Source organism: uncultured Sphingomonas sp. (assembly GCF_936927845.1).
Lineage (GTDB): Bacteria > Pseudomonadota > Alphaproteobacteria > Sphingomonadales > Sphingomonadaceae > Sphingomonas.
Map to the genome: position 1 here is coordinate 1 of NZ_CAKZHV010000067.1, position 25,164 is coordinate 25,164.

Genomic DNA, 25,164 nt, shown 5'->3' on the forward strand with positions numbered 1-25,164 from the left:
AGTTGGTAGAGCATGCGACTGAAAATCGCAGTGTCGGCGGTTCGATCCCGTCCCTGGGCACCACATGCTCCCCTACACCGATGACGCTGACGCAACCTTCTATGTGGCTGCGCCCATCCATCGCATGAGCCGTCACCTATAGCGCGATGCCGATCGTCGCGGCCGCGGTGTAGCCCGCTGTCGAGTTGCCGGTGAACACCGGTGTCTGCTGCGCGATCTGCGCCGCACTGTTGTCGCCGAACACATTGTCGGAGGACAGCCACACGCGGACGAAGTTGCTGCTGCTCAAGGGATAGGTAGTCGTATCCGCGTACACCGTCGTGCACGTCGGCGCTGGCATGGCGAGCTGCGACGTCAGCACGGCGTATCGCCCCGAAAGTGCGTTCGACAGGCTGGAGAAGACCTCGAAATGGATGTGCGGCCAGCGCCCGTCATAGCATCCGGGAAAGATCGTGGTAAAGGTGACCTGCCCTGCTGCGTCAGTCACCTGGACGCCGCGCAGGTAGCTCTCGGTACGCGCGGTGTAGAGCGAGTAGTTGCCCGATCGGTCGCAGTGCCACAGGTAGATCGCGTAGTCCGCGAGCGGCGCACACGCGGCGTTGACGTTCACCAGCGTGAGCGTGAGCACGACCTTGACCCCGCCCGCGATCGTCGTCGACGAGATGAAGCTCGCCCGGATGTCGGAGCGGACGATGCCGCTGACCGTCAGCACGTTGGAGGTCGATCCGCTCGCGGTGTTGGTGCCGTCGCCGGGATACGGTCCGGCGGTTTCTGCCGGGTCGGCGAGACAGCCAGCGGTTCCGGAGGTCGGCGTCGGCGTCGGTAACGGGGTCGGTGTCGCCGTTGCACTCGCGGTCGTCGCCGCGGTGGTAACGGTGTCGGAGTCGCTGCCGCCGCAGCCTGCGACGATCGCTGCGGTGCCTGCACCCGCGAACCATTTCAGCGCGCGCCGGCGCTCAAGCAGTGCGCGCAGCCGCGGCAGGTCGTCGGCCATGCGGTGGCCGTGGTCGTGTTCGATCGTGTCGTGGTCGTGCATCGCCTACTCCCAGAAGGTCGATCGCCTTTTTGGACGCGATGGCTCACCCCTGTATGTCGCCAGGCACAGCGATTGTTGCCGCGCGTGACGGATCGGCTGCGCCGCGTGTCCGTCGTGACATACGCTTAGGCGGCGAGCGGCAGGGTCACACGCGCGCGCGCGCCGGTGGGTCCGTTCTCCAGCAGCGCCTCGCCGTCGTGGCGCGCCGCGATCGAGCGCACGATGGCGAGGCCGAGCCCCGTTCCCCCGGTCGCGCGGTTGCGCGACGGATCGCCGCGCACGAACGGCTCGAACAGGCGTTCCACCTGCGCGGGGTCGACGCCGGGCCCGTGATCGTCGATCGTGACCACTACCAGACCGCTCTCGATCCACCACGCGATCGCCGCCTGCTGGCCGTAACGCACCGCATTCTCGACCAGGTTGCCGAACAATCGGCGGAGCGCGACGCTATCGCCGCGGATGATCGCGCGCGGACCCGGCGTCACCGTCACCGCACTACCGGCGTCGGCCACGTCATCCGCCAGGCTCTCCAGCAGACTGCCGAGATCGAGGCGTTCGCGCGCGCCGACCGCCTCGTCGCGCGCGAACGACAGCGCCGCCGCGATGAGGCCGCGCATCTCGGCGATGTCGGCGGCAGCGCGGTCGCGCGCCGCCTCGGGCAGTTGTTCGACGCGGAACGCGAGCCGCGACAAGGGCGTGCCCAGGTCATGCGCGATCGCGGCGAGCATGGTGGTGCGCCCCTCGGCGTGCTTCGCCAAACGCTCGTGCATCGAGGCGACCGCGTTCGACAGTGCGCGCACCTCGCGCGCGCCGCCGCTCGGCAGCGTCGACAGCTCGGCACCCGCGCGCGCGCGCTCGGCAGCACGCGCCACCGCGCGTACGGGACGCGAGATCGCCTGCGCGATCAGCCACGCGGGGATCGCCAGCGCGATCACCGAGATCAGCATCGCCAGCAACGTCTTGATGTGCCACGGCGCGAGCCACGGCCGCGCGGTCTCCACCACCCGCCAGCCGGACGCTGTACGCCGCGCCAAGACGAAATCGGGCCCGAACGCGCCCATCTCCTGCGGCGAAGGCCGCCTGGTGTAGGCGATGATGTCGTCCGGCCGCATGCCCAGGCTGGTCGCCAGCGCCTGCCGTGCGATCGGATCGACGCGCATGCTACGGACCGGCGCGGGCGGCGCGTCGCGTGTCGTGACCGACAGATCGGGACCGGCGGCACGCGGCGTCTCGCCGGTGCGCAGCGCCTGCGTCACCGTCGACAGCGATTGTCCCAAGCGGCGCGGCGGCGGACCGCTGAAGGTCACCGCGAAGATCGTCGTCGCCACAACCACGACCGAGACGATCACCAGTGCAAAGATCGGCCAAGCGATCGTGCGACCGCCCACGCGGCGCTCAGCGGCGCTCGACATCGGCCGCGAACATATAGCCTTCGTTGCGGACCGTGCGGATCAACTCGTCGCCGCGTCCGCTGCTTCCGCCACCGTCGCGCATCAGCTTGCGGCGCAATCGGCTGACCTGCACGTCGATCGCGCGATCGAAATGTTCCGCGTTCGCCCCGCGCGAATGGTCGAGCAGGAAATCGCGCGTCAGCACGCGGCGCGGATGATCGACAAAGGTCATCAACAACCGAAATTCGCCATCGGACAGGTTGATGACCACGTCGTCGGGATCAAACAATTGGCGCGCGATCGGGTCGAGCCGCCAGCCAGCGAACCGCTGGAAGTGACGGCTGGGTGAAGCCGTTGCGGCGAGCGGCCGCTCGCCCTGTCGGCGCAGCACCGATCGGATCCGCGCGAGCAGTTCGCGCGGCGAGGCGGGCTTCGCGATGTAATCGTCGGCTCCCATCTCCAACCCGACAATGCGGTCAACCTCTTCGCCGATCACCGACATGACGATGATCGCGGGCGCAGTGGCGCGATCGAGCGAGCGCAGGATCGACAAACCGTCCTCGCCCGGCATCATCACGTCGAGCACGACCAGCGAATAGCTGTCCTTGGCCAGCGCACTGCGCATCGCGACACCGTCCTCGACTGCGTCGACGTCGTAACCGTGCGCTTGCAGGAACTGCTTGGTCAGCTCGCGAATGTCGGAATCGTCGTCGACGATCAGGAGGCGACCGCCGCGATCCATCAGATCGTCGACACCAATGTGGGTCTGGAACATGGGTCGGACATCGAGGTCCGGCGTATCGCCCGCATTGCAGCGCTGCAATATGCCCAAAAAGCGATAGGCTGTGTCCATTATAGCACACGATCAGCACGACTGATTTCTGGCGTACGAAGCGGCGCGGTCGATAACAGCGTGACATAAAGGCGACGTGGCGGGAACAAGCGGAGCGGAGCGTCCGAACCACGCTCCGCGCTCGCGCCCTATGACAGCACGCTACTGGAACGTCGCGCCCGCAGCCATCGCCGCCGAGGGGCTGAGCCCCTGCTGCTCGAGGAAGTTGTTGAGCGCCGCGACCAGCGCCTGCGCGGTCGATATCGGCAACACGAGGCGGCCGACGACGACGCGCTCCATCACCGGCTCGGCGCGCGTATGGTCGCAGCGTCCGCTTTCCAGCGTGATCGCGATCAGCCCGCCGATATTGGCGAACCCCGCCAGGCCGTTGGCATAGACTTCGGGCGCGAACGGATTGTCGATCAGCGCGGGCTGAGGGGCGGCGAGGACCGGCGCGGCGATCGACGGCTGCTTGCTGGTGATGAACATCGAACAACTTCCTCTTGGCGTCGCCCGGGGATGCAAAGGCGACCGCCACCGTGTCGCGTCACTGCGTCGCCGCGATATGTCAGCTTGCGTGTCGGATACGCGCACGCCTGACACATGGTGCGCGCACCGCCGCCGCGGCCGCACTGCGGGCCCGCGCACACGACCCGGAGGCGCAAATGTGATGGCGTCATCACATTCGGTCGCGCTCGGCAACGAAGCGGAGACGCGGCGACATCCCGCGGCGACGCGCCCGCCGCACTGCCAGCGCCGGCGGGGGCAAGCACCGCAACAGGGCAAGCACAGGAATCGTTCGCGTTGATAGCCACTCTTCTGCTCGCCGCACCCGCTACCGCGTTGCCGCGCCCTGTCCCGGACGCTGCGCGCGACAGCGCTCGCGACGCGGCACCGACCGCCAAGGTGATCGCGTCGCTGACCGTCGCGGGCACCCAGCGGATCGAGCCCGAGACGGTCATCGCCTACACCAAGCTGCGCGTCGGCGTTCCTTATTCAAACGAGACGCTCGATCAGGCGCTGAAGGACATCCAGGCCTCCGGCCTGTTCGCCGATGTGACGATCGAGGGCGTGACGAGCGGCGCGATTACGATCCGCGTGCGTGAAAATCCGATCGTCAACCGCATCGTGCTGGAAGGCAATAAGCGGTTGAAGGACGACAAGATCACCAAGGAGCTGAAGCTCGCGCCGCGGCAGGTCTTTTCGCGCAGCAACGTGCGCGCCGACGTGGCCCGGATCGTCGAACTGTACCGCCGCCAGGGGCGGTTCGCGGCGAGCGTCGATCCCAAGATGGTGCTGCTCGACCAGAACCGTGTCGATATCGTGTTCGTGATCAGCGAAGGGCCGAAGTCGAAGGTCCGCCAGATTAACATCCTCGGCGCCCATCAGTTCGGCGAGGACGCGTTGCGCGCGCAGCTGGCAACCAAGCAGGCGCGCGCGTGGCGGCTGCTGTCGTCGACCACGACCTACGATGCCGATCGGCTCGCTTATGATCAGCAGAAGCTGCGGCAATTGTACCTGACGCAAGGCTACGCCGATTTCCGCGTCACCTCGGCGGTGGCGGAGCTGACCCCCGACAAGCGCGACTTCGTCATCACCTATGTGGTGGAGGAAGGACCGCGCTACCGTTTCGGCGATGTGGGCGTGGAGAGCGACATCCGCGACTTCGATGGCACGAAACTCGCCGCCACGCTGCCGTTCAAGCAAGGCGACTGGTACAACGCCAAGCTGGTCGAGGACACGGTCGAGAGCCTGGAGCAGACCGCCGGGCTGTTCGGCTATGCCTTCGCCGACGTGTCGCCCGAGTTCCAGCGCGACGGCGAGGCGCACACCATGTCGGTGTCGTTTCACATCGCCGAACGCCGCCGCAGCTACGTCGAAGGGATCGATATCACCGGCAACACGCGCACGCGCGACAAGGTGATCCGCCGCGAGTTGCGGCTAGCGGAAGGCGATGCGTTCAATAGCGTCCAGGTCCAGCGCAGCCAGGACCGGATCAACTCGCTCGGCTATTTCCAGGACAAGCTGGAGGTGAAGCAGGTGCCGGGGTCGAACCCCGACGCGGTGGTGCTGCAAACCAGCGTGGAGGAGAAATCGACCGGTGAGCTTTCCTTGTCGGCGGGCTATTCCTCGCTCGAGAGTTTCATCGTCCAGGCAGGCACCACGCAGCGCAACTTCCGCGGAATGGGGCAGGAGTTGCGCCTGAACGGCAGCTATTCGGCCTATTCCAAGTCGGTCCAGCTCGGCTTCACCGAACCCTATCTGTTCGACCGCAACATTGCGCTAGGCGGCGACATCTTCCGGCGCGACTATAAATCTTACAATACCACAACCAGTAACGACACCACCTACCAGCAGATCAGCACTGGTTTTCAGGTTCGCGCAGGCACGCCGATCAACGAATATTGGTCAACCGCAATCCGCTATGGTTTGAGCTACGATCAGGTCTCCCTCGACCAGGACACTTATTACACCAACGGCGTCTGCGATGCCGCGCTGGCGGGCACGTATCTGTGCGAGGCGGTCGGCAATCGCTGGACCTCGCAGGTCGGCTATTCCTTCATCTACGACACAACCAACAGCCGCACGCGCCCGACGCGCGGCACAACCTTCTCGTTCAGCCAGGATTTCGCCGGACTGGGCGGCGACACGCGCTATCTGCGCACCACCGCCAAAGCGACGAAATACTGGGATCTGGGCAAGCAGTTCGTCTTCTCGGCTCACGCGGAGGGCGGCTACATCGACGGATTGGGGCAGGACGTGCGGCTGACCGATCGTTTCTTCCTCGGACAACCGCAACTGCGCGGATTCGACATCCGCGGCATCGGGCCGAGCGTGACGCGCACGACCTACGACACGTCGACCGTGCCAGCGACGCTCTATACCGGATCGGATTACCAAACGCGCGAGGCGCTGGGCGGTACGGCCTATTACATGGCCCGCGCCGAACTCGCACTGCCGTTGGGAGCGGGCGCACGCGAGCTGGAACTTCGCCCGTTGATCTACATGGATGTGGGCGCGGTGTTCGGCGGCAAGACGCCGACGCTAATCGACACGTGCGCGACCGCCAATGCCGCGAGCACCGCGTGCACGACGACGACACGTCAATATACCAACTCGTCGGGGGATCTGTTGTACCTCGATTCGAGCGGCGCCTCGACCACCACGAACACCGGCACGCCCTACACCTACTCGCTCAGCGCCTATCAGGAGCGTTACTATGGCAACAGCGCGAGCCCGCGACTGTCGGTCGGCTTCGGCATCGACTGGAGCTCACCGTTCGGTCCATTGCGGATTGACATCGCCAAGGCGTTGCTCAAGCAGCCGGGCGACGACACCAAGCTCATCACCTTCAACATCGGCACGACGTTCTGATGCACCGGCAAAGCAACGCTTGCTACAGACGATGTAACTCCTCGTAATAAAGCGTGGTGACTACAACACTGAATTGGCTAAGCAGAAAGACGTAGCTGATCAAGCGTTGATACGACGAACCCGAAGTGCTCCGATGCGAACCGCAGACACTTGCTGCGCGACATATCGCTCAACCACTCGACACAGAGTGGCCTTCGGGGAGTTCATTGATGTATCCTACCAACCGCCGGTGGTTACTGGCGTCGACGCTGCTCGCCACCGTCACGTCGCCCGCCCTCGCGCAGACCAATTCCGCGACCAGCGCGGTCGCCGCCGATGGCACGCCGTCCGATGCCGCCGCGCAAGGCGACATCGTCGTCACCGGCTCGCGCCTCGCCCGGCCCGAGCTGACGCAGGCCGCGCCGATCTCGACCGTCACCGCGCAGGAATTCGCCCTATCGGGGCAGGTCAACGTCGAGAACGTGCTGAAGGACCTGCCGCAACTCATTCCGAGCACGACGGGGGCGTCGAACAATCCCGGCGGCGGCGTCGCGACCGCCGACCTGCGCGGGCTCGGCTCGACGCGCACGCTCGTGCTCGTCAACGGGCGGCGATACGTCTCGTACGACGCCAATCAGGTGGTCGATCTGAACACGATCCCGACCGCGCTGATCGAGCGCGTCGACATCGTCACCGGCGGCAAGTCGGCGGTATACGGCTCCGACGCGATCTCGGGCGTGGTCAATTTCGTGCTCAAGCAGGATTTCACCGGTGCCGAGGCGAGTGCGGATTATCGCATCAACCAGGCGGGTGACGGCGGCACCTTCAACACCAACCTGCTGCTCGGCGGCAATTTCGACGAAGGCCGCGGTAACGCGACGATCTATTTCGATTATACCAAGCGCAACGCGGTGCAGCAGAACGCGCGCAGCTATTCGCAGCAGGCGCTGGTCGATGACGGCTCGGGCGGGCTGATCGCAGGCGGGTCGGGGTCGATCCCGGGCACGCGCTTCGTGGTCGGCGGGGTCAACCGCAAGTTCGAGCAGGATGGCAGCTATTCGAGCTACAGCTCGCTGACCGACGCGTACAATTATACCCCCGACAATTACCTGCAGGTGCCGCAGGAACGTTTCCTGTTGAGCGCGCAGGCGCATTATGACGTCAGTGACAGGCTGACCGTCTATGCCGAAGGGCAGTTCATCAACAACCGCGTCAAGAATCAGCTCGCGCCGACGCCGTTCACCGGATCGGTCGCGCTCGACGTCGATTCCTCGTTCCTGTCGGCCTCGTCGCAGTCGCTGCTGCGGTCGCTCGACACCGATGGCGACGGCTACGTGACCTCGACGATCTACCGCCGCCTGAGCGAGGTCGGCCCGCGCATCTCCTCGATCGACAACGACGCTTACCGTGTCGTGCTGGGCGGGCGCGGCAATCTGGGCGGCGACTGGTCGTACGACGCTTATTACAGCTATTCGCGCACCAAGTCGCAGGAAACGCAGACCGGCAACGTGTCGCGCAGCCGCGTGCTGCAGGCGCTGCGCACGACCTATGACGCGAGCGGCAACCTCGTCTGCTCGAACACCGCCAACGGGTGCGTCCCGCTCAACATCTTTGGCGCGGGCAACATCAGCTCGGCCGCAGCGGCGTTCATCACCATCCCGGTGCAGAACAGCAGCACGATCAGCGAACAGGTGGCGAGCGCGTCGATCACCAACAAGAACCTGTTCGATTTAGGCGCGGGGCCTGCAGGGATCGTGTTCGGCACCGAATATCGCAAGGAAGCGGGCAGCTACAATCCCGACTTCTCGCTGTCGTCGGGCGACGTCGTCGGCTTCAATGCGGGCGAGGGTTTGAGCGGCGGCTATGACGTAAAGGAGCTCTACACCGAAGTCGACGTGCCGCTGATCGCGGACAAGCCGTTCTTCAACCGGCTGGAGGCAAACGGCGCGTACCGGTACAGTTACTATTCCACCGCGGCGAAATCGGTCAGCACCTATTCGGGCGGGCTCGTCTGGGCGCCGATCAAGGACATCAGCCTGCGCGGGCAATATTCCCGCGCGGTCCGTGCGCCGACCGTGTCGGACCTGTTCAGCGGATCGACGCAGAACTTCCCCGCCGCGACCGATCCGTGCACGCTCGCGGTCGCGCTGACCAACGCGACGCTCAACGCCAGCTGCCTCTCGACCGGTGTGCCCGCGGCATTGATCGGCACCGCCTATGACGGCGGCAGCACGCAGATCCAGACGATCCAGGGGGGCAACGCGAGCCTGCGCGAGGAAACCGCCAACACCTGGACCGGCGGCGTGGTGCTGCAGCCGCGCTTCCTGCCCGGTTTCTCGTTCACCGCCGATTATTATCGCATCAAGATCGACAATTACATCGCGACGCCGGGCACCGCGAACCTGATCAACGCATGCTACGGCAATTCGGGCAACGGTTACGTGCCGTTCGACACCAGCTACTGCGCCTCGCTGCCGCGCGACGGCAACAGTTACACGATCACCGACGCGGTCAGTACGCTCGCCAACACTGGCGGCGTCATCACCAAGGGCGTAGATTTTGAAGGGCGCTACAGCATGCCGCTCGGCTTCGGCGCATTCGGGGCGAGCGACAGCCGGCTGACGCTGCGTGCCAGCGGAACGCGTTTGATCTCGTTCGACTTCAATCCGCTGTCGGCGATCCCCGATCTGACGATCAACTGCGCGGGCAAGTTCGGCAATTCGTGCGGCAACCCGTATGCCAAGTGGCGGCTGTCGAACCGGCTGACCTGGGCATCGGGCCCGGTGACGCTGTCGGTGCTGCACCGCTACCTGTCGCCGGTCGACGACGACTCAGGCGATTATTCGGTCAGTCACATCAAGGCGTACAATTACTTCGACCTGTCGGCCGCGTTCGAGACCGAGGGCGGCTTCACCTGGTCGGTCGGCGTCAACAACGTGTTCAACCGCCAGCCGCCGGTCCTGGGCGACAATCAGGAACAGGCGAACACCTATCCCTCGACCTACGACCCATACGGTCGCGCCTTCTTCGTCGCGACGAAGCTGAGGTTCTGATGCGTTGGGGGCGGCACGTCGCGCGTGCCGCCCCGACCTGTCGCGTCAGGCGGCGCGGACCTGCGGCAGGAACAGATAGCCGCGGCTGCGCACGGTGCGCACCATCTCGTCGCCGCCGCCCGCCATCAGCTTGGCGCGCAAACGACTGACCTTCACGTCGATGGTACGGTCGTTGATCCCCCCTTCCCGGCTGTGGAGCAAATCGGCAAGCTTCTCGCGCGAGTGGACGACGTGCGGCTCTTCGACGAACAGCAGCATCATCTCGAATTCGCTGTCCGACAGCGGCACCAGCTCGCCCGCCGGGGTGACGACGCGGCGGGACAGCCGGTCGAGCCGCCAGCCGGCAAAGGTGAACAACAGCGCGGGCGAAGCGCCGCTGTCCGCTTCCTCCTTGTCGCTGCCGCCGGTCGCCAGCCCGCGCCGCCTGAGCACCGCGCGCACCCGCGCCAGCATCTCGCGCGGACTGTTGGGCTTTGACACGTAGTCGTCAGCACCCAGTTCCAGCGCGACGACGCGGTCGACCTCGCTCGTCACCGCGGAGAACATGATCACGCTGGGATGATCGGCCGCGCTCGTCAACGTGCGCAGGATCGACAAACCGTCCTCGCCCGGCATCATCATGTCGAGGATGATCAGGTCACACGGCCGATATGACAACCGCTCGCGCAGCGCCGCCCCGCTCGCGACCGCCTCCGCGCCTAGGCTGTGGCTGGTCAGGTAATCGGTCAACAATTCACGGATGCCGGGATCGTCGTCGACGATCACGATCCGCGGCGCCACTGGCGCGCCGGCACCAGGAACGCTGGGGGGCGAGCCGGTCGTGGCTAGGCAGGCGGCGGTCATCGGGCGCCGCCTGTCACATCGTGTGGGACGAGGCGTACGGACGAGTGCGCGAATGACATGAGCGTTTCCTTGCTAACGGGCCCGTAACGGGCAGCAAGACTGCCGTGTCAGCGTCAGATTTCCGGCAGATTGCACGATGTTGCAACGATCGCTCGCGCTCGTGTCACGCTGGACCGGCACCGCCCAGTAACGTGATTGTGCCGCAATCCTTCGTAACTCCTCAGCAGGATCGTATTTTTGTAAAGCTATTTGGCAATATAGTGCGGCACGCTTTCCACACGGTCCGATGATGATATCATGCATCGTCAAACCATCCATAGTTTTCACCAAAACATCATATTGCCCCACCACTTGAGACGCACTGCCGGAGCACAATGCGACGCGGCCAGTCAACTCAGAGCGGGAAGATTTGATGTTTCATGTATTAGCGGGCAGCGCAATGGCGCTGGTACTCGTCACGCCGCTGGCGGCGGCAGCGCAGTCGACCGGAACGGTCGACGCGGAAAACGAGATCGTCGTCGAAGGATCGCGCAGCCCGCGCGACGTGAACGGGATCGAGCTGCCCGACACGCCCAAGGCGAAGGCGGTGCTGACGCAGGAACTGATCGAGCGGCGTACGCCGGGTCAGTCGATCCTCGACACGATCAACCTCGTGCCCGGTGTCAACTTCACCAACAGCGATCCCTACGGCAGTTCCGGCGGCAATCTGCGCATCCGCGGCTTTGACGGCAATCGCGTGTCGCTGACGTTTGACGGCATCCCGCTGAACGACTCGGGCAATTACGCGATCTATTCCAACCAGCAGCTCGATCCCGAGTTGATCGAGCAGGTGAACGTCAATTTCGGCGCGACCGACGTCGACTCCCCGACCGCCAGCGCGTCGGGTGGCACCGTCAACTACCGCTCGCTGATCCCGAGCGAGAAGCTGGGCGCCATCGTCGATTATTCACACGGCAGCTTCGACATGAACCGCGTGTTCGGGCTGATCAACACCGGCGTGTTCACCACGTTCGGCACCAAGGCGTGGGTGTCGGCAAGCGAGCAGCGCTACGATCAATATCGCGGCTCGGGGGAAATCTACAAACAACAGTTCAACGCCAAGATCTACCAGCCGCTGGGATCGAACGGCGACTTCATATCGGTCGCGGCGCACTACAATCAGAACCGCAACAATTCGTACAGCAACCCAACGCTCGCCAACATCCGCACGGTGCTCGGCACCGGCGTCGTCCCGTCGAGCGGGGTGAGCGCGGACACGCCTTACACGCTCGACCTGAACAAGGCACAATATGACGCGGTGTTCGGCGACACCTCGTCGAGCTACCTCTACGACGCTTCATGCGCGCTGCCATCGGCGAGCGGCGTCTCGGGCACGAGCCAGAACGACCGCACCGCGTGCGGCAACGTCGCGGCGACCGCGATCAATCCGTCGAACACCGGCAACTTCCGCGTCAACGCGCGCAAGACGCTGAGCGATCGGCTGACCTTCACCTTTGACGGCGCGTACACCTTCACGCGCGCGAACGGCGGTGGGTCGACGGTGCTGGCCGAAAGCGATGGCAGCGCCACCAACGCGAGTGGAACCGCGGCGGCGACCGACGTCTACACCTATCAGTTGCAGCGGCTGGGCGCCGGTGTCGCTAGCGCGGTCGACCTGAGCGGCGACGGCGACACGCTCGACTACGTCCGCGTCTATTTTCCGTCGAACACACGAACGCAGCGTTTCACCGCGATCGCGGGGCTGCGCTACGAACTGGACGCCAGTAATGCGGTGCGCGTCGCCTATACCTGGGACCGTGCGCGCCACCGCCAAACCGGGGAGGCCAGTCTGCTCGACGCGACCGGCACGCCCTATAACGTGTTCAGCGCCCTGGACGGTGAGGGTGATTACGCGGTGCTCGACGCGGCAGGCAACGTCGTCAACAAACGCAACCGATTATCCTACGCAATCCTGCACCAGGTCTCGGGCGAATATCGCGGTAGCTTCTTCGAAGATCGGCTGAAGGTCGCGCTCGGCGTTCGCGCGCCGTTCTTCCGCCGCAACCTGACCAATTATTGCTACACCATCCCCGGCAATTCGAGCGACGCGTACTGCACCTCGCAGACCGCGGCGCAGGTGGCGGCGAATGCGACAACCGCGAGCTACGGCGCACCTTATGCCAATCGTATCAAGACCTACAATGCCGTGCTGCCCAACGTCGGTCTGACCTATCAGTTCGTGCCGCACCTGAGCATGTTCACCAGCTACGCCAAGGGTTTCTCGGCGCCGCGTACCGACAATCTCTACGCGTTCGATGACGTGACGATCGTCCCGACCAGCGCGGTCAAGCCCGAGAAGACCGACTCCTTCGACTTAGGGTTGCGTTATTCCTCGCGACTGGTCCAGGCGCAGGTCGCGGGCTGGTACATCCATTACACCAACCGCATCGTCTCGACCACGACGACGCTGGAGGGCGGCGGTACGCTGACCACCGACCGCAATGTCGGCACGGTAGAGAGCAAGGGGGTGGACGCGAACATCGGGATCACGCCGAACAAGCATCTGTCGCTCTACGGCTTTGCTTCCTACGCCGATGCGCGGCTGCAGGACGACGTGCTTGATGCGAACGGCGCGGTCCTGCTCGCGACCGCGGGCAAGTTCGTGGTGGAAACGCCCAAATGGCAATATGGCGGGCGCGCGCAGGTCGAGCTCGATCCCTTCTCGCTCGGCGTTCAGGTCAAGCACGTCGGACGCCGTTACGTGACCGACGTCAACGACCTGCTCGTCGCGGGCTACACCACCGTCGATCTCGACGCGCGCGCCAGCCTGGCGCGGTTCGGGCTGGAGAACACCTTTCTCCAACTGAACGTCACCAACCTGTTCGAGGAGCGCTATTTCGGCAATCTCTCGACCGCGACGAGTGCGTCGGGCACCACGCGCTATACCTTTGGCGCGCCGCGCACCGTGATCGGATCGATCCACTTCGCGTTCTGACGCGGCGGGGGCGCTGCCGCGTGCAGCGCCCCTGATCGTCGGCGCGATCCTATTGGCCGGCGGGCGTGCCGGCAGCCCTTGCCTGATAGAAATCGGAGAGGACGCCGAACGCTTCCTTGCGCTCACCCGTTTCTGAGATCAGCCCCTTTCGATTCCAGCCCTGCTGGAAATCGGGGTTCTGCCGCCTGGGCGAGCGGAAATCCTTCAGGATCCACGGCGACATGCCGCGCAGGGTCGGCAGCCGCGCCGCCATCGCCAGCTTCGCGCGGTAATAATCTGCCTGATAATCCTCCGAGAACTTCTGCTTGTTGGCGGGATCGTGGAAGCCCGCGCGCGCGTCGGCGCCGAATTCCGAGAAGATCAACGGCTTGTCCGCGGGCACGCGCCACTCGCTGGCGGGCAGGTCGCGCAACCGGTCGGGCGTGTACCAGCCGTTGTAGGTGTTGATCGCCAGCACGTCGAGCGCGGGAGCGAGCGGATCGGCGAGCGTCATCACCGGATGGTTCACGTTCGGCTCGCGCTCCACCAGCAAGGCGGCGCTGACCAGCCTTGTGTCGTCCATCCGCCGTGCGTCGGCGACGAGCGTACGCAGGAAGGCGTTGCGCTGATCGTTGACGGGCGTTTCGTTGGCGACGCTCCAGATCGCGATCGCGGCGCGGTTGCGGTCGCGCAGGATGTTCTCCGCCAGCATCGTCCGCGCACGCCTGAGCGTGTCGGGGTTGCCCCAGGCGACGCGCCAATAAACGGGCACTTCGCTCCACACGATCAGCCCGAGTTCGTCGGCGAGCCGCAGCGTCACCTCGGAATGCGGATAATGCGCCAGCCGCACGAAATTGCCGTGCAGCCCGTCCTTGATCTCCGACAGGAGCGCGCGGCTAGCCGCCGGGGTCATCGCGCGTGTCGGCTCGGCGCCCAGCTCCTCCTCGTGCATCGAGATGCCGCGCAGGTAGACGGGCCTGCCGTTCAGCAGGATATCGGCGCCGCGCAACTCGATTGTGCGGAACCCGATACGGTCGCGCCAGTGGTCCGCACCCGCCTCGATGCTCACGTCGTACAATTGCGGGCGCTCGGGCGACCAGCGCACCAGCGCGGCGGGTGCGGCCATCGTCGCGCGCCAGTTGCCCGCAGCGTCGGTGCGCCCGGTCTGGTCGAGCCCGAGCGCCGCGATCCGCAAGCGCACCGCACGGTTCGCCGCCTGCGGCCCGTCGAGATGGACGTCGGCCGCCAGCCGCCCGTCGCGGGTCAGCCGCACCCACGCATCGTCGACATAGGTGTCAGGGGTGGCGATCAACCGCACGGCGCGCGTGATGCCGCCGTAATTCTCCCAATCGGTGACGGGCGGCGGCACCGTCGCCTCGGTTGCCTGCGAATCGACCCCGACGGTCAATTGATTGCTGCCGTCGCGCAGCAGCCGCGTCACGTCAAAGGCGAAGGGCGTGAACCCGCCCTCATGTCGGCCGACCTCCTGCCCATTCAAGTACACACGCGTCGCGTAATTCGCCGCACCGAAGCGCAGGAAATACCGCCCCTGCCGCTTTGTCGGCGCGGCGAAATTGCGCTGGTACCACATCAGTCCATCGTAATGGCGTAGCTCGGCGGCATGGGTCAGCCACGACGATGGCAGCGAAGCGAGCGGCGAGCGCGCGAGATCGAACTCGTACAAGGTGCGACTGTCGCTCGCCATCGCCTGACGCACGTCGACGTCGCGCCAGCGCTGCTGCCCACTATCGGGCGCTTCACCGTGGAAGCCCGCGATGCCCGATCGGAACGGATCGATCGAATAATGCCACGGGCCCGACAGGTCGGTGCCGTCGCGCAGGTCGGCCGCGACGAGCAACGGCGTCGGGGGCGGCAGCGGTGCATTGGGTAGGGCTTGAACCGCGCCCGATGCCGGCGTGGGCGGTGATGTCTGCTGCGCCGCGATCGGACCGATCGCCAGCGCCGCGATCAATCCCGCACCTACCAGCGTGAACCTGCTCGACATCATCGCCTCTCCCGCCTCTTCATCGCCCGCGGTCGTTCGCCGCGGTGTTACTCGTCAGAATGTGTCGCGTGCGCGATCCCCGCTTCCAGCCCGCGCAACTCGGCCAAGCCGCGCATTCGGCCGAGCAGCGAATAGCCCGGATTGGTCACCTTGCTCAGATCGTCGAGCATCTGGTGCCCGTGGTCCGGGCGCATCGGGATCGCGCGTGCTTCACGCCGTTGCAGCCGGTGCACTGCCGCGACCACCGCCGCCATGCCGGCGTCACCCGCCAGATGCGGTGCCTCGTGGAATGCGCCGTTCGCCTCGCGCTGCACCGAGCGCAGATGGAGGAAGTTGATCCGCGCGCCCAGGCGATCGACCATCCCGGCGAGGTCGTTGTCGGCGCGGACGCCGAACGATCCGGTGCACATGCACAATCCGTTCGACCGGTTGGGCACCGCGTCGAACAGGGCGGCCACGTCGTGCTCGGTGCTGACGACGCGCGGCAGGCCGAAGATCGGAAACGGCGGGTCGTCGGGGTGGACGACCAACTGCACACCCACCTCGTCGGCGACCGGACAGACCGCGCGCAGGAACGCGACATGGTTCGCGCGCAGCGTGTCGGCGTCAATACCGTCGTAGCCGCGTACGGCGTCCAGGAACGCTGCGGCGGTGAAGCTTTCCTCGCTGCCCGGCAAACCGGCGATGATCGTCCGCTCGAGCCGGTGGCGCGCCGCCTCGTCCATCGCATGAAACCGGCGTTCGGCCGCCGCCAGCGTGTCGGGCGCGTAATCGCCTTGTGCGCCGGGCCGTGCGAGCATGAACAGGTCGAACGCCGCCACCATCTCGAGCTCGAACCTGAGCGCCAGCGCGCCGTCGGGCATCGGCCACGCCAGATCGGTGCGCGTCCAGTCGAGCAGCGGCATGAAATTATAGGTGACGACGCGGATCCCGGCCGCGGCGAGGTGACGCAGGCTGATGCGATACGCCTCGATCAGCCGGTCCCAGTCAGGCCCACGCTTCTTGATGTCCTCGTGCACCGGCAGGCTCTCGACCACGGTCCAGTCGAGCCCAACCGCCTGCACCATCGCGCGGCGCGCCGTGATCGCCTCGAGCGGCCAGACCTCGCCGTTGGGAATGTCGTGCAGCGCGGTCACCACCTCGGTCGCGCCGGCCTGGCGGATGTCGCGCAACGCGACCGGATCGGCGGGGCCGAACCAGCGCATCGTCTGCGTCATCCGTGGCGCGTCGCCGCTCCCCTCGTCGCTCACGACGCGGGCTCCGCCTCGAACCGCAGGCCGGTGGCGCGGCTCGGCTGGAACCCCTTCCACACGGTTGCGACCGGCGCGCCGGGGCTGAACCCGTCGTATCGTCCGATCGGCGCGTTCGGCCAGTTGCCGGCGTCGGCATCGCTCACCAGCCCGTCGAGATAGGCCGCCTTGGCCGTCTCACCCTTGGCGAAACGATCGAGGAACGCGGTGATGAAGTGCGTCTGGATCGGCAGCAGGCGGTCCTTGCGCCACACCGCATCCTCGAACCAGTCCATGTCCCAGAAGGTGCCCCGCATTTCGGCGGGCGCGCCGGCGAGTGCAATGCTGTGCCCCGCGCCCTTGAAGGTCAGCAGGTAGCGCGGTGCGCGCCGCTCTTGCGCGAACAGGGCACGCACCGCGTCATAGCCGACCGCATGATCGTGATCGCCTGCGATGAACAAGGTCGGCGCCGTGATCGCGCCGACGCCTGCCCCGGACGGCGACCAGGCCGGTATCTCGCCGAAGCGGCTGGCGGGCGCGATCGCGACCACCGCCTTCACGTTCGCGACCTTGAGCGATGCCGCGCGCGCGCCACCCGCGGCATAATCGGCGAGGATCCCGCGCGACAGCGATCCCATCTGCGGGTTGAGCGGCGCGCCCGCGGCGGTCAGCACGCCGTAGCCGCCCATCGAGTAACCGATCAGCACCGTCCGCGATGCGTCGGCGGCGGCGAACACGCCGTCGCGCCGCGCCGCGCGGCGCTGCGCCTCGGCGGCCACGAACGCGATGTCGAGCGGACGCCGCGTGATCGGCCCCGACCGCGCCGCGGCGGTGCGGATGCTGATCGGCGGATCGCCGAACGCGGGCGCAACGACGACATAGCCCTTGCTCGCCAAATTCTCGCCCAGCCAGGCGAGCGCTTCGGGCGCGTTGCCGTATCCATGTGCGAGGATGACCAGCGGAAACTGCCCCGGCGCCGCGCGCGCGTCGGGGGTGGCCAGCCCGGCGAGCGTGAACGGCACGTCGCGCCCGTCCGCGCCCGACATCGCGGCATGGTAGGTCGTGCCGGTTTCGGTACCTGACCTCCCGCGCGCCGCCGGGTACCAGACCAGGGTCGGCAGCCGCCGCGCGGTCACCAGCGGTTGGTCCGTGCCCTGCAACGGGTCGGCCTGCCCCGGCTGCACCAGCTCGACGCGCGCGAGCCCGACCGGATGCGCGCCCAACCGCGCGAGCTCGGGCCCGTCGACCGGTGGGCGGGCCTGCGCGTCGTCCGCCGGCTGGACGCCACCCGGTCTGATGGGGCGCGGCCCTGTAGAGCCCGGGCCGGCGGCGCGCGGCACCTCGGCGGCGATCGCCGCGCCGGTCACGGCCAGCACCGCACCCGCCAGCAGCACCTGCTTCACTGTCATCACCAATTCCCGCTCGTATCCCGCCCGCGCTTAGAAGTTCAGGCCCAGGCGCAGTCCGGCGTAACGCTTGAAATCGCGCGGCAGCACGGCCTGGGTCGCGATGTTGTTGCCGAAATTGCCCGCGGTGTTGACCAGCGCACCGTAATATTGCTGGTCGAACACGTTGTTGACGAAGGCAACCAGCTCCCAGCGGCGCTCCTCGTCGCGCACGCCGAGCCCGACGTTGACGATGTGGAACGCGGGCTGGAACAGCTGCGGATCGCGCGGCGCAAAATACAGGCTGCTTTGATATTGCCAGTTGAACTGCGCCACGCCGCGCAGCCCCGTGGTCAGCGAGGGCGAGTAATCGCCGCTGACGTTGAACTTCCATTCCGGCGCCTGCGCGACGCGCTCACCGTTCAGGTTCTGGCTCGCCGGCGTGCCGGTGCAGCCCTGCGCTGCGGTCTGCAGCGGATAGCATTGCGCGACCGGGAACGATTTATAGGTGGCATCGAGGTAGGTCACCGCGCCGTTCACGTTCAGGTCGTCGGACAGGCGCAGCGATCCCTCGAACTCGATGCCGCGGGTGTTCAGCTTGCCGACGTTGGTCAGCCGGTAGTTGGAGGTACCGTCGGCCAGCGTCTCGATCGTCTGCGCCTGCAGGTTGCGATAATTGGTGTCGAACAAGGTGACGTTCGCGGTCAAACGCCGATCAAAGAAATGGCTGCGGATGCCGAGCTCCTTGTCGCGCGAGCGTTCGGGGCGGATCGGGCCGGCAGCGGCGCGGTTCTGATTGAACCCGGTGGTCAGGTCGTAGGTCTGACCCTTGTACCCGGTCGCGTAGGTGAAGAACGCGTTGATGTCGCGCGTCAGGTCGTACTTGACGCTCGCGCGGTAGGTGCCCGCGGTGTCGCTCGCGTCACCCGAATAGAAGCGATTGGTCAGATTTTCGCGGTAGGTATAGGCGACCCGCTCATTCTGCACGCGTCCGCCGCCGGTGAGGGTAAGCCCAGGCGTCAACGTCCAATCGACCTGCGCGAAGCCCGCGATCTGGCGCGATTTCGAGGTCGCGAACCAGTTGGCGAGCGAGAAGACGGGGCCGCGCTGGAACGGCCGCTCGAACGCGTTGCTCGCTAGGTACACGCCGACCGTATAGCGGAACGGCTTGTCGCCCGGCGACTGCAAGCGCACTTCCTGCGTATATTGCTCCGAGTCGAACTGCCCGATCTGGTTGTTGTTGCCGATCGCGCCCGCGGCCGAGGTATCGTCCTGATCGAGGAAATCGTCGAGGTGGAAGCGATCATACGAGGTGATCGAAACCAGGTTCATCTCGCCCAGCGCGACCTCGCCGCGCAGATAGCCGCCGCCGCCCTCGTATTTGGTGCGCGAATTGTAGTTGTTGCTGATCTCGTCGTTATATTCCTCGACGCTGACGCCGGGCAGGACGACCGCCGGGGTGAGGCCGGCGGTGCCGCGCAGCCGTGCGTTGGGGCCGAAACGAACGAACGGGCGACCGACGTCGGTGTTGCCGTTGACGTAATTGAGCGACAGCGTCAGCGACGCGTCATCGACCGGCTCCCACCGCACCTTGCCGCGCAGGTTGAGCGTCTCGCGGCCGTTCACGGTCTTGCCGTTGAAGCGGTTCTTCACGTTGCCGTCCCAATTGTTGTACGCGGCGGAGATGACGTAACCGAAGTCGTCGCCAGCAGGCCCCGACACGCTGAAGTTCAGGCCGTATTCGTCGTCGGTCGTGGCGACGCCGTTCGCGCGCACGCGCAGCGTGCTGGTCGGGCTGCGCGTGATCAGATTGACCAGACCGGCAGACGCCGACTTGCCGTACAGCGTGCTCTGCGGTCCGCGCAGCACCTCGATCCGCTCGACGTCGGGCAGGTCGGTGAAGGCGCGCGCCTGGAATGCGAGCGGCACCTCGTCGACCAGCACCGCGACGCTCGACTCGACGCCGATGCCGAAGGCGAACGTCCCGACGCCGCGCAGCGAGATGTTGGAATTCTGCGGCTGTTCGGCCGGGCGCACGACGAGCGAGGGCGCGATCTTGCCGATGTCGGTGAAGTTGCGAACGCCCGCGCTGGCGAGCTGCGCCGGGGTCACCACCGCGACCGCGAGCGGCACCTGCTGGATATTCTCGGCCCGTTTGTTCGCGGTGACGATGATCTCACCCGTCGTCGCCTCGCCCTGAACCGCGGAGGTCGGGCCGCCGGGTGCGCCCTGCCCATCCTGCGTCAGTTGCGCGGACGCGGCGTCGGCTGATGTCGTGTCGGGGGTCGCCGGCGTTTGCGTCTGCGCCGTGGCCGGCGTGGCAGCGGTGGCGAGTGCAACCGAAATAGCGATGGTCGCGGCGGACGTGCGCAGGTTCATCGAAATCCTCCCTTTGACGTGTCGCCGCTCTCGGTCGGCTGGACATGGTGCAGGCGTACCAACTGGCCTTACCATTGGCAAGCGAGATTCGTAGCTGGTAAGACCGTCACGTCGACTACGCCGACAAGACGGCGCGTTGCAGCGGTGTAGCCAACCCGCTAGGTTGCACAGCCATCCGGGAAGAGTTGCATTGATAAGACCACTTCGCGCGTCGCCGTCGCTCCTCCAGCCCGACGGCCGGAAATTGTATCAGCAGGCCGCCGCCGCGATCGCCGCCGCGATCCAGCGCGGCGACTATCGCCCCGGGCAGCGCATCCCGTCGGAACGCGACCTGGCCGAGGAGCACAAGGTCAGCCGCCCGACGATCCGCGAGGCATTGATCGCGCTCGAGGTCACGGGCCTCGTCCGCTCGCGCCACGGCTCGGGCATCTTCGTCGTCGACAATCCCAGCAGCGACGCGCTGTCGCTCAGCCTCGACATCGGCGCGTTCGAGCTGACAGAAGCGCGCCGCCTGTTCGAGGGAGAAACCGCCGCGCTCGCCGCGCTGTCGATCACCGAGGCCGATCTCGTCCGGTTGGAGGAGCTGATCAGCGACATGGAGCGCGAGAACCAGCAGCAGGTCGGCGGCGAGCGCGCCGATCGCGAGTTCCACCTGGTCATCGCGCGCGCGACCGCGAATTCGGCGATCGTTGGCGTGATCGAGTCGTTGTGGGATGCGCGCTACAGCTCGCCCTTGTGCGCCGAGATGCTGGAGCGCGCGCGCAAGGTCGGCGTGCAGCCGCGCATCGACGAGCACCTCGTCATCATCCAGGCGCTGCGCAACCGCGATCCGGCCGCCGCACGCACCGCGATGCGCGACCATCTGGCGCGCGTGATCGACGGGCTGCTCGAGGCGACCGAGATCGATACGATGGAACGCACGCGAGCCGAACTGGAGGAGAAACGCAGCGCACTGGCGCGCCGCGTCTCGGTCTGACGCCAGCGGGTGGTCAGACCAGGCTGATCTTTACTCCTACGCGGTTGTCGTGCCTGACCACGCTGCCCGCGCCGTCGTTCACGATCAGCCGTCGCGTGTCGCCGGGCGGCAGCAGCAGCGTGACATCTGAGCCGCCGCACGTGCCGGGACCATCGCGGCGTACCTGTACCGACACGCTGTCCGCGTCGGCGCTGCCGGTCACGAGCCAGCGGTCGATCGGCCCATCGCCGTCGCCCGCATCCTCCACCGCATCCCAGGCGAACGTGCCGTCACGCGGCGGGAACAGCCACAATCCGCGGCGATACGGCTCGGGCCGCCAGCCACCGCGCGCCAGATCGACCAGCATCGCCGATCCTGCGCGCGCAAGCAGCGGCGGGGCGCCGTCGAGCGGGGCGTCGAGCAACACCTCCGTGCCGCCCGCGATCTCTTGCCCGCCCCAAACGTCGATCCAGTCCGCGCCCGCGGGCGCGCGCACGCGCCGCGTCGTCGCGCCCGGCTCCATCACCGGGGCGGCGAGCAGGTTGGGCCCGAGCAGATGCTCGTCGCACTCGTCCCAGCTTCGCGCGTCATCCGCGAAGTCGAGCCAGACCGGGCGCACCATCGGCTCATAGTCGCGCGCGTAGCGGTGGAGCAGATCGTAGAAGAACGGGATCAGCGTCTGCCTGAGCGCCATCAGCCGGTGGATCGCGGGCAGCACCTCCGGGTACATCCACGGTTCGTTGACGCTGCGATCGTCGTTCCAGCTATGGATGCTGAAACGCGGCATCAGAATGCCCGCCTGTATCCAGCGCACCAGCAGTTCGGGCGACGGCGCCGGGCCGGAGAAGCCGCCGACGTCGTGCCCGCTGTTCGACACGCCCGACAAAGCGAGCCCGATCGACTGGCGCGCGTTGTAGCGGATCGTCTTCCACTCGGTCCGGTTGTCGCCCGACCAGGTCTGCGCGTAGCGGTGCAGCCCCGCCATCCCCGAGCGGGTGACGACATAGGGACGTTGATCGGGTTTCGCCTCGACCTGCGCGCGCCGCGACGCGCGCGTCATCAGCATCGGCTGCACCGGGCGCATCGCCGCCGCAGCCTGCGCGGTGCCAAACCCGTTGAAGCGCGCGCGCGCGTCCCACAGCTCATATTCGTTGTTGTCGTTCCACGTTGCCTCGATGCCGTGATCGAGCAAGGCTCGGCCGACCTCACCGCGCCACCAGTCGGCCGCGGCGGGCTTGGTGAAATCCAGGTAGCTGCCGACTTCGTCCCAGAATTGCGCCTCGACCGGCACGCCGTCCTCGTCGGACACGAACAGCCCGGCTGCCGCCACCTCGTCGTAGCGCGGATGGCTGCGCAGAAGCGCGGGCTTGATGTTGGGGACGAGCCGCACGCCCGCCGCGGCATAGCCGGCGACGAACGCGGCGGGATCGGGGAACTTCTCGCGATTCCAGTGGAACACGTACCTTTTGTCGCCGATCGAGGTGTAACCCGATGACAGGTGGAACGACGTGCACCCCAGATCATGCTCGGCGCATTGGTGGAGGAACCCCGCCATCTGCACCGCGGCGTCGGGTGCATCGGTATAGGTCATCGTCGAGCCCGAATAGCCGAGCGACCAGCGCGGCATCATCGCCGGACGCCCGGTCAGCCAGGTGAAGCGCCGCGTCACCGCCAGCGGGTCCGGCCCTGCGATCATCCACAGGTCGAGGTCGCCTGCGTCGGCGACGACGTGGCGATAGAGGCCGTGATAATTGTCGAGCTCGCGCCCCAGATCGACCGTCACGTCGGCGACACTGTCGTAGAACGCGCCGTGGCAACGACCCGCGCTATCGGCGACGAGCAGGTACGGGATCGACTTGTACATCGGGTCGCTGTGCTCGGCGTCGAACCCCATCGGGTCGACGTTGGTCAGCCGGAAGCGCCGCCCGGCGCGGTCGCAGTCGCCGGTCCGATCACCCAGGCCGTAGAAGCGCTCGCCCGGCTGACGCGCGACATAATGGTGCGCGCGCCCGTCCCACCAGCCGAAGTCATACGCCTGCGTCGGGCGATCCGCCGCCATCAAACACCAGTCTCCGGCCTCCGCGTCGCGCTGTTCCCAGACGCAGTGCAGCCCGGTGAGCGCGATCGTCACGCGGATACGCGCGGTCGCCACGACCAACGTGCCGTCCTGCTCCTCGCAGCTGAAATCGGGCAAGGCGAAACCGGCGGTATTCATCCGGTCCCGCCCCGGCTCGGCGAGGTCGCTTGCACCGGGCGCGATCGCCCAGCTCGGCGGGCTGGTGACGCGCCCCTCGGCGAGCAACAGCAACCGCATCACGTCGTCCTCGAGCACGAAGACGTGCGCGACGGCGCCCGTATCGGCGGTGAGCGTGACGCGCCCCGGCACGCGCGCCGACAGCGTAAAGATCGGGGGGCGGGATAGCGTCGCGCGCCTCATGCGGAGAGTTCCTTGGCTGAATTCGTCTCGGCTGGGGTCGGCGCCGTCAGCTTGCCGATAAAGATGATGAAGATCGCCGCGCCGATCAGGTCGAGCACTGCGAGCACGCCGAACAGCGGACCATAGCCGACCGTATCGGCGAACTGCCCGATCAGCAGCGAGAAGATCAGCCCGCCGATCCAGCCCGCCTGCCCGATGAAGCCGTTGGCGGTACCGACCTCGCCGGGCGCGAACACGTCCGCCGACAGCGTGTTGATGAGCCCCGAGATCATCTGATGCGCGAAGCCACCGATCGAGAACAGCAGGATCGCGGTATACGGGCTCGCGGCCAGGCCGATGCAGCCGGGCGCGATCATCAGCACCGCGCCGAGCGCGATCCCCGCGACGCGCGACGGGATCAGCGCGACGCCGCGGCGCATCAGGAAGGGTGACAGATAGCCGCCCAGGATGCCGCCGAAATCGGCCGCCAGGAACGGCAGCCACGCGAACAGCGCAATCTGTTTCAGGTCCATGCCGCGCTCGGTCGCGAGATACAGAGGGATCCAGAAACTGAACGTCTGCCACGCCGGCTCGGCGAGGAAGCGCGGGACTGCGATCACCCAGAAACGCTGACTGCGCAGGATCTCGCGCGGACGCGCGCGCGCCGGCGGCGTGGCGGGCCTGTCGGCGGCGATCATCGCGCGCTCGTCCGCGGTGATGGCATTGTGCTGCTCGGGCGGGCGGTAGCAGGCGTACCAGGCGATCGCCCAAATCATGCCGACCGCACCCGTGACGATGAACGCCCAGCGCCAGTTGGCCCAGATCGCGACCGCGGCGACCACCGGCGGCGCGATCAGTGCGCCGAGCGAGGTGCCCGCATTGAACCAGCCGACCGCGACCGAGCGTTCGCGCGCCGGAAACCATTCCGCCACCGCCTTGATCCCCGAGGGGATCGCCGCGGCTTCGAAGATGCCGAGCAGCCCGCGGAACAGCGCCAGGCTGAGCCAGCCGAACGCGAGCGCGTGGAGCATGTTGGCGGCCGACCAGGCGAGCCCGAACATCGCAAACCCGATGCGTAGCCCGAAGCGATCGACCAGCGCACCCGCGATCGGCTGCATGATCGTGTAGGCGAGCTGGAACGCGCCCACGACGTAGCTGTACTGCTGCGTCGTCATATGCAGCGCAGATTTCAGTTGGGGGGCGAGCACGCCCAATGAGTTGCGCGCGAGGTAATTGGCCATCGTACCGGCGCAGATTAGCGCCACGATCCACCAGCGCAGGTTCCGTACGCGCAACGCCTGTCTCCTCCCCGGCTCCTGCCGCCTCGCGCCGT

The 25,164-nt window shown here is 66.6% G+C and carries 15 protein-coding genes; 4 read left to right on the plus strand and 11 right to left on the minus strand.

The annotated features are described in order from the left end of the window. Positions 1-136 precede the first annotated feature (136 nt). The 4 genes from Q0579_RS14895 to Q0579_RS14910 all read right to left on the minus strand — a co-directional run bounded on the left by Q0579_RS14895 (position 137) and on the right by Q0579_RS14910 (position 3,748). Positions 137-1,036, minus strand: a complete 900-nt coding sequence (locus Q0579_RS14895) for an intradiol ring-cleavage dioxygenase (protein WP_298813767.1) — start codon at positions 1,034-1,036, stop codon at positions 137-139. Positions 1,037-1,161: 125 nt separating this feature from the next. Further along, positions 1,162-2,448: an ATP-binding protein gene (locus Q0579_RS14900; protein ID WP_298813769.1), complete on the minus strand. Its 1,287-nt coding sequence runs from the start codon at positions 2,446-2,448 to the stop codon at positions 1,162-1,164. Beyond that, positions 2,432-3,202, minus strand: coding sequence for a response regulator (locus tag Q0579_RS14905; protein ID WP_298813771.1), 771 nt, complete (start codon positions 3,200-3,202; stop codon positions 2,432-2,434). Before Q0579_RS14905 ends, Q0579_RS14900 begins: the two co-directional genes overlap by 17 nt. Positions 3,203-3,421: 219 nt before the next feature. After that, positions 3,422-3,748: a hypothetical protein gene (locus Q0579_RS14910; protein ID WP_298813773.1), complete on the minus strand. Its 327-nt coding sequence runs from the start codon at positions 3,746-3,748 to the stop codon at positions 3,422-3,424. A 354-nt stretch (positions 3,749-4,102) separates the two neighbouring features. Between Q0579_RS14910 and bamA the strand changes: the two genes are divergently transcribed. Both bamA and Q0579_RS14920 read left to right on the plus strand, forming a co-directional pair. After that, a complete protein-coding gene (bamA, locus tag Q0579_RS14915) occupies positions 4,103-6,634 on the plus strand; it encodes an outer membrane protein assembly factor BamA (RefSeq protein ID WP_298814126.1) in 2,532 nt (843 codons plus the stop codon). Between the two features lie 209 nt (positions 6,635-6,843). Further along, positions 6,844-9,666 carry a TonB-dependent receptor gene (locus Q0579_RS14920; protein ID WP_298813775.1) on the plus strand — a complete coding sequence of 941 codons (2,823 nt, stop codon included), beginning with the start codon at positions 6,844-6,846 and terminating at the stop codon, positions 9,664-9,666. A gap of 45 nt (positions 9,667-9,711) precedes the next feature. Here Q0579_RS14920 and Q0579_RS14925 read toward each other — a convergent pair whose 3' ends face one another. Continuing rightward, positions 9,712-10,509, minus strand: a complete 798-nt coding sequence (locus tag Q0579_RS14925; protein ID WP_298813776.1) for a response regulator transcription factor — start codon at positions 10,507-10,509, stop codon at positions 9,712-9,714. Positions 10,510-10,948: 439 nt separating this feature from the next. Between Q0579_RS14925 and Q0579_RS14930 the strand changes: the two genes are divergently transcribed. Continuing rightward, positions 10,949-13,483 (plus strand): TonB-dependent receptor, encoded by a 2,535-nt coding sequence (locus Q0579_RS14930; protein WP_298813778.1) that lies wholly within the window; start codon positions 10,949-10,951, stop codon positions 13,481-13,483. Between the two features lie 49 nt (positions 13,484-13,532). On the opposite strand, the gene Q0579_RS14935 is transcribed toward Q0579_RS14930, so the two are convergent. Genes Q0579_RS14935 through Q0579_RS14950 form a run of 4 tightly spaced genes read right to left on the minus strand, consistent with a single transcriptional unit; the run spans position 13,533 to position 20,460 of the window. Next, entirely contained in the window at positions 13,533-15,467 is a 1,935-nt protein-coding gene (locus Q0579_RS14935; protein ID WP_298813780.1) for a glycoside hydrolase family 2 TIM barrel-domain containing protein, read from the minus strand. A 47-nt stretch (positions 15,468-15,514) separates the two neighbouring features. Then, complete coding sequence (gene uxuA, locus Q0579_RS14940; protein ID WP_298813784.1) at positions 15,515-16,717, minus strand: mannonate dehydratase; 1,203 nt, start codon at positions 16,715-16,717, stop codon at positions 15,515-15,517. Then, a complete protein-coding gene (locus Q0579_RS14945; protein WP_298813786.1) occupies positions 16,714-18,105 on the minus strand; it encodes a dienelactone hydrolase in 1,392 nt (463 codons plus the stop codon). The genes uxuA and Q0579_RS14945 overlap by 4 nt, the downstream gene beginning before the upstream one ends. Before the next feature lie 30 nt (positions 18,106-18,135). Continuing rightward, the gene (locus Q0579_RS14950) at positions 18,136-20,460 is read right to left on the minus strand and encodes a TonB-dependent receptor (protein WP_298813788.1); all 2,325 of its coding nucleotides are present in this window, start codon (positions 20,458-20,460) and stop codon (positions 18,136-18,138) included. Between the two features lie 190 nt (positions 20,461-20,650). On the opposite strand from Q0579_RS14950, the gene Q0579_RS14955 reads away from it, so the two are divergent. After that, entirely contained in the window at positions 20,651-21,436 is a 786-nt protein-coding gene (locus Q0579_RS14955) for a FadR/GntR family transcriptional regulator (protein ID WP_223176641.1), read from the plus strand. Positions 21,437-21,449: 13 nt separating this feature from the next. Here Q0579_RS14955 and Q0579_RS14960 read toward each other — a convergent pair whose 3' ends face one another. Beyond that, positions 21,450-23,852 carry a TIM-barrel domain-containing protein gene (locus Q0579_RS14960; RefSeq protein ID WP_298813794.1) on the minus strand — a complete coding sequence of 801 codons (2,403 nt, stop codon included), beginning with the start codon at positions 23,850-23,852 and terminating at the stop codon, positions 21,450-21,452. After that, the gene (locus Q0579_RS14965) at positions 23,849-25,126 is read right to left on the minus strand and encodes an MFS transporter (RefSeq protein ID WP_298813796.1); all 1,278 of its coding nucleotides are present in this window, start codon (positions 25,124-25,126) and stop codon (positions 23,849-23,851) included. The genes Q0579_RS14960 and Q0579_RS14965 overlap by 4 nt, the downstream gene beginning before the upstream one ends. Positions 25,127-25,164: the final 38 nt, after the last annotated feature.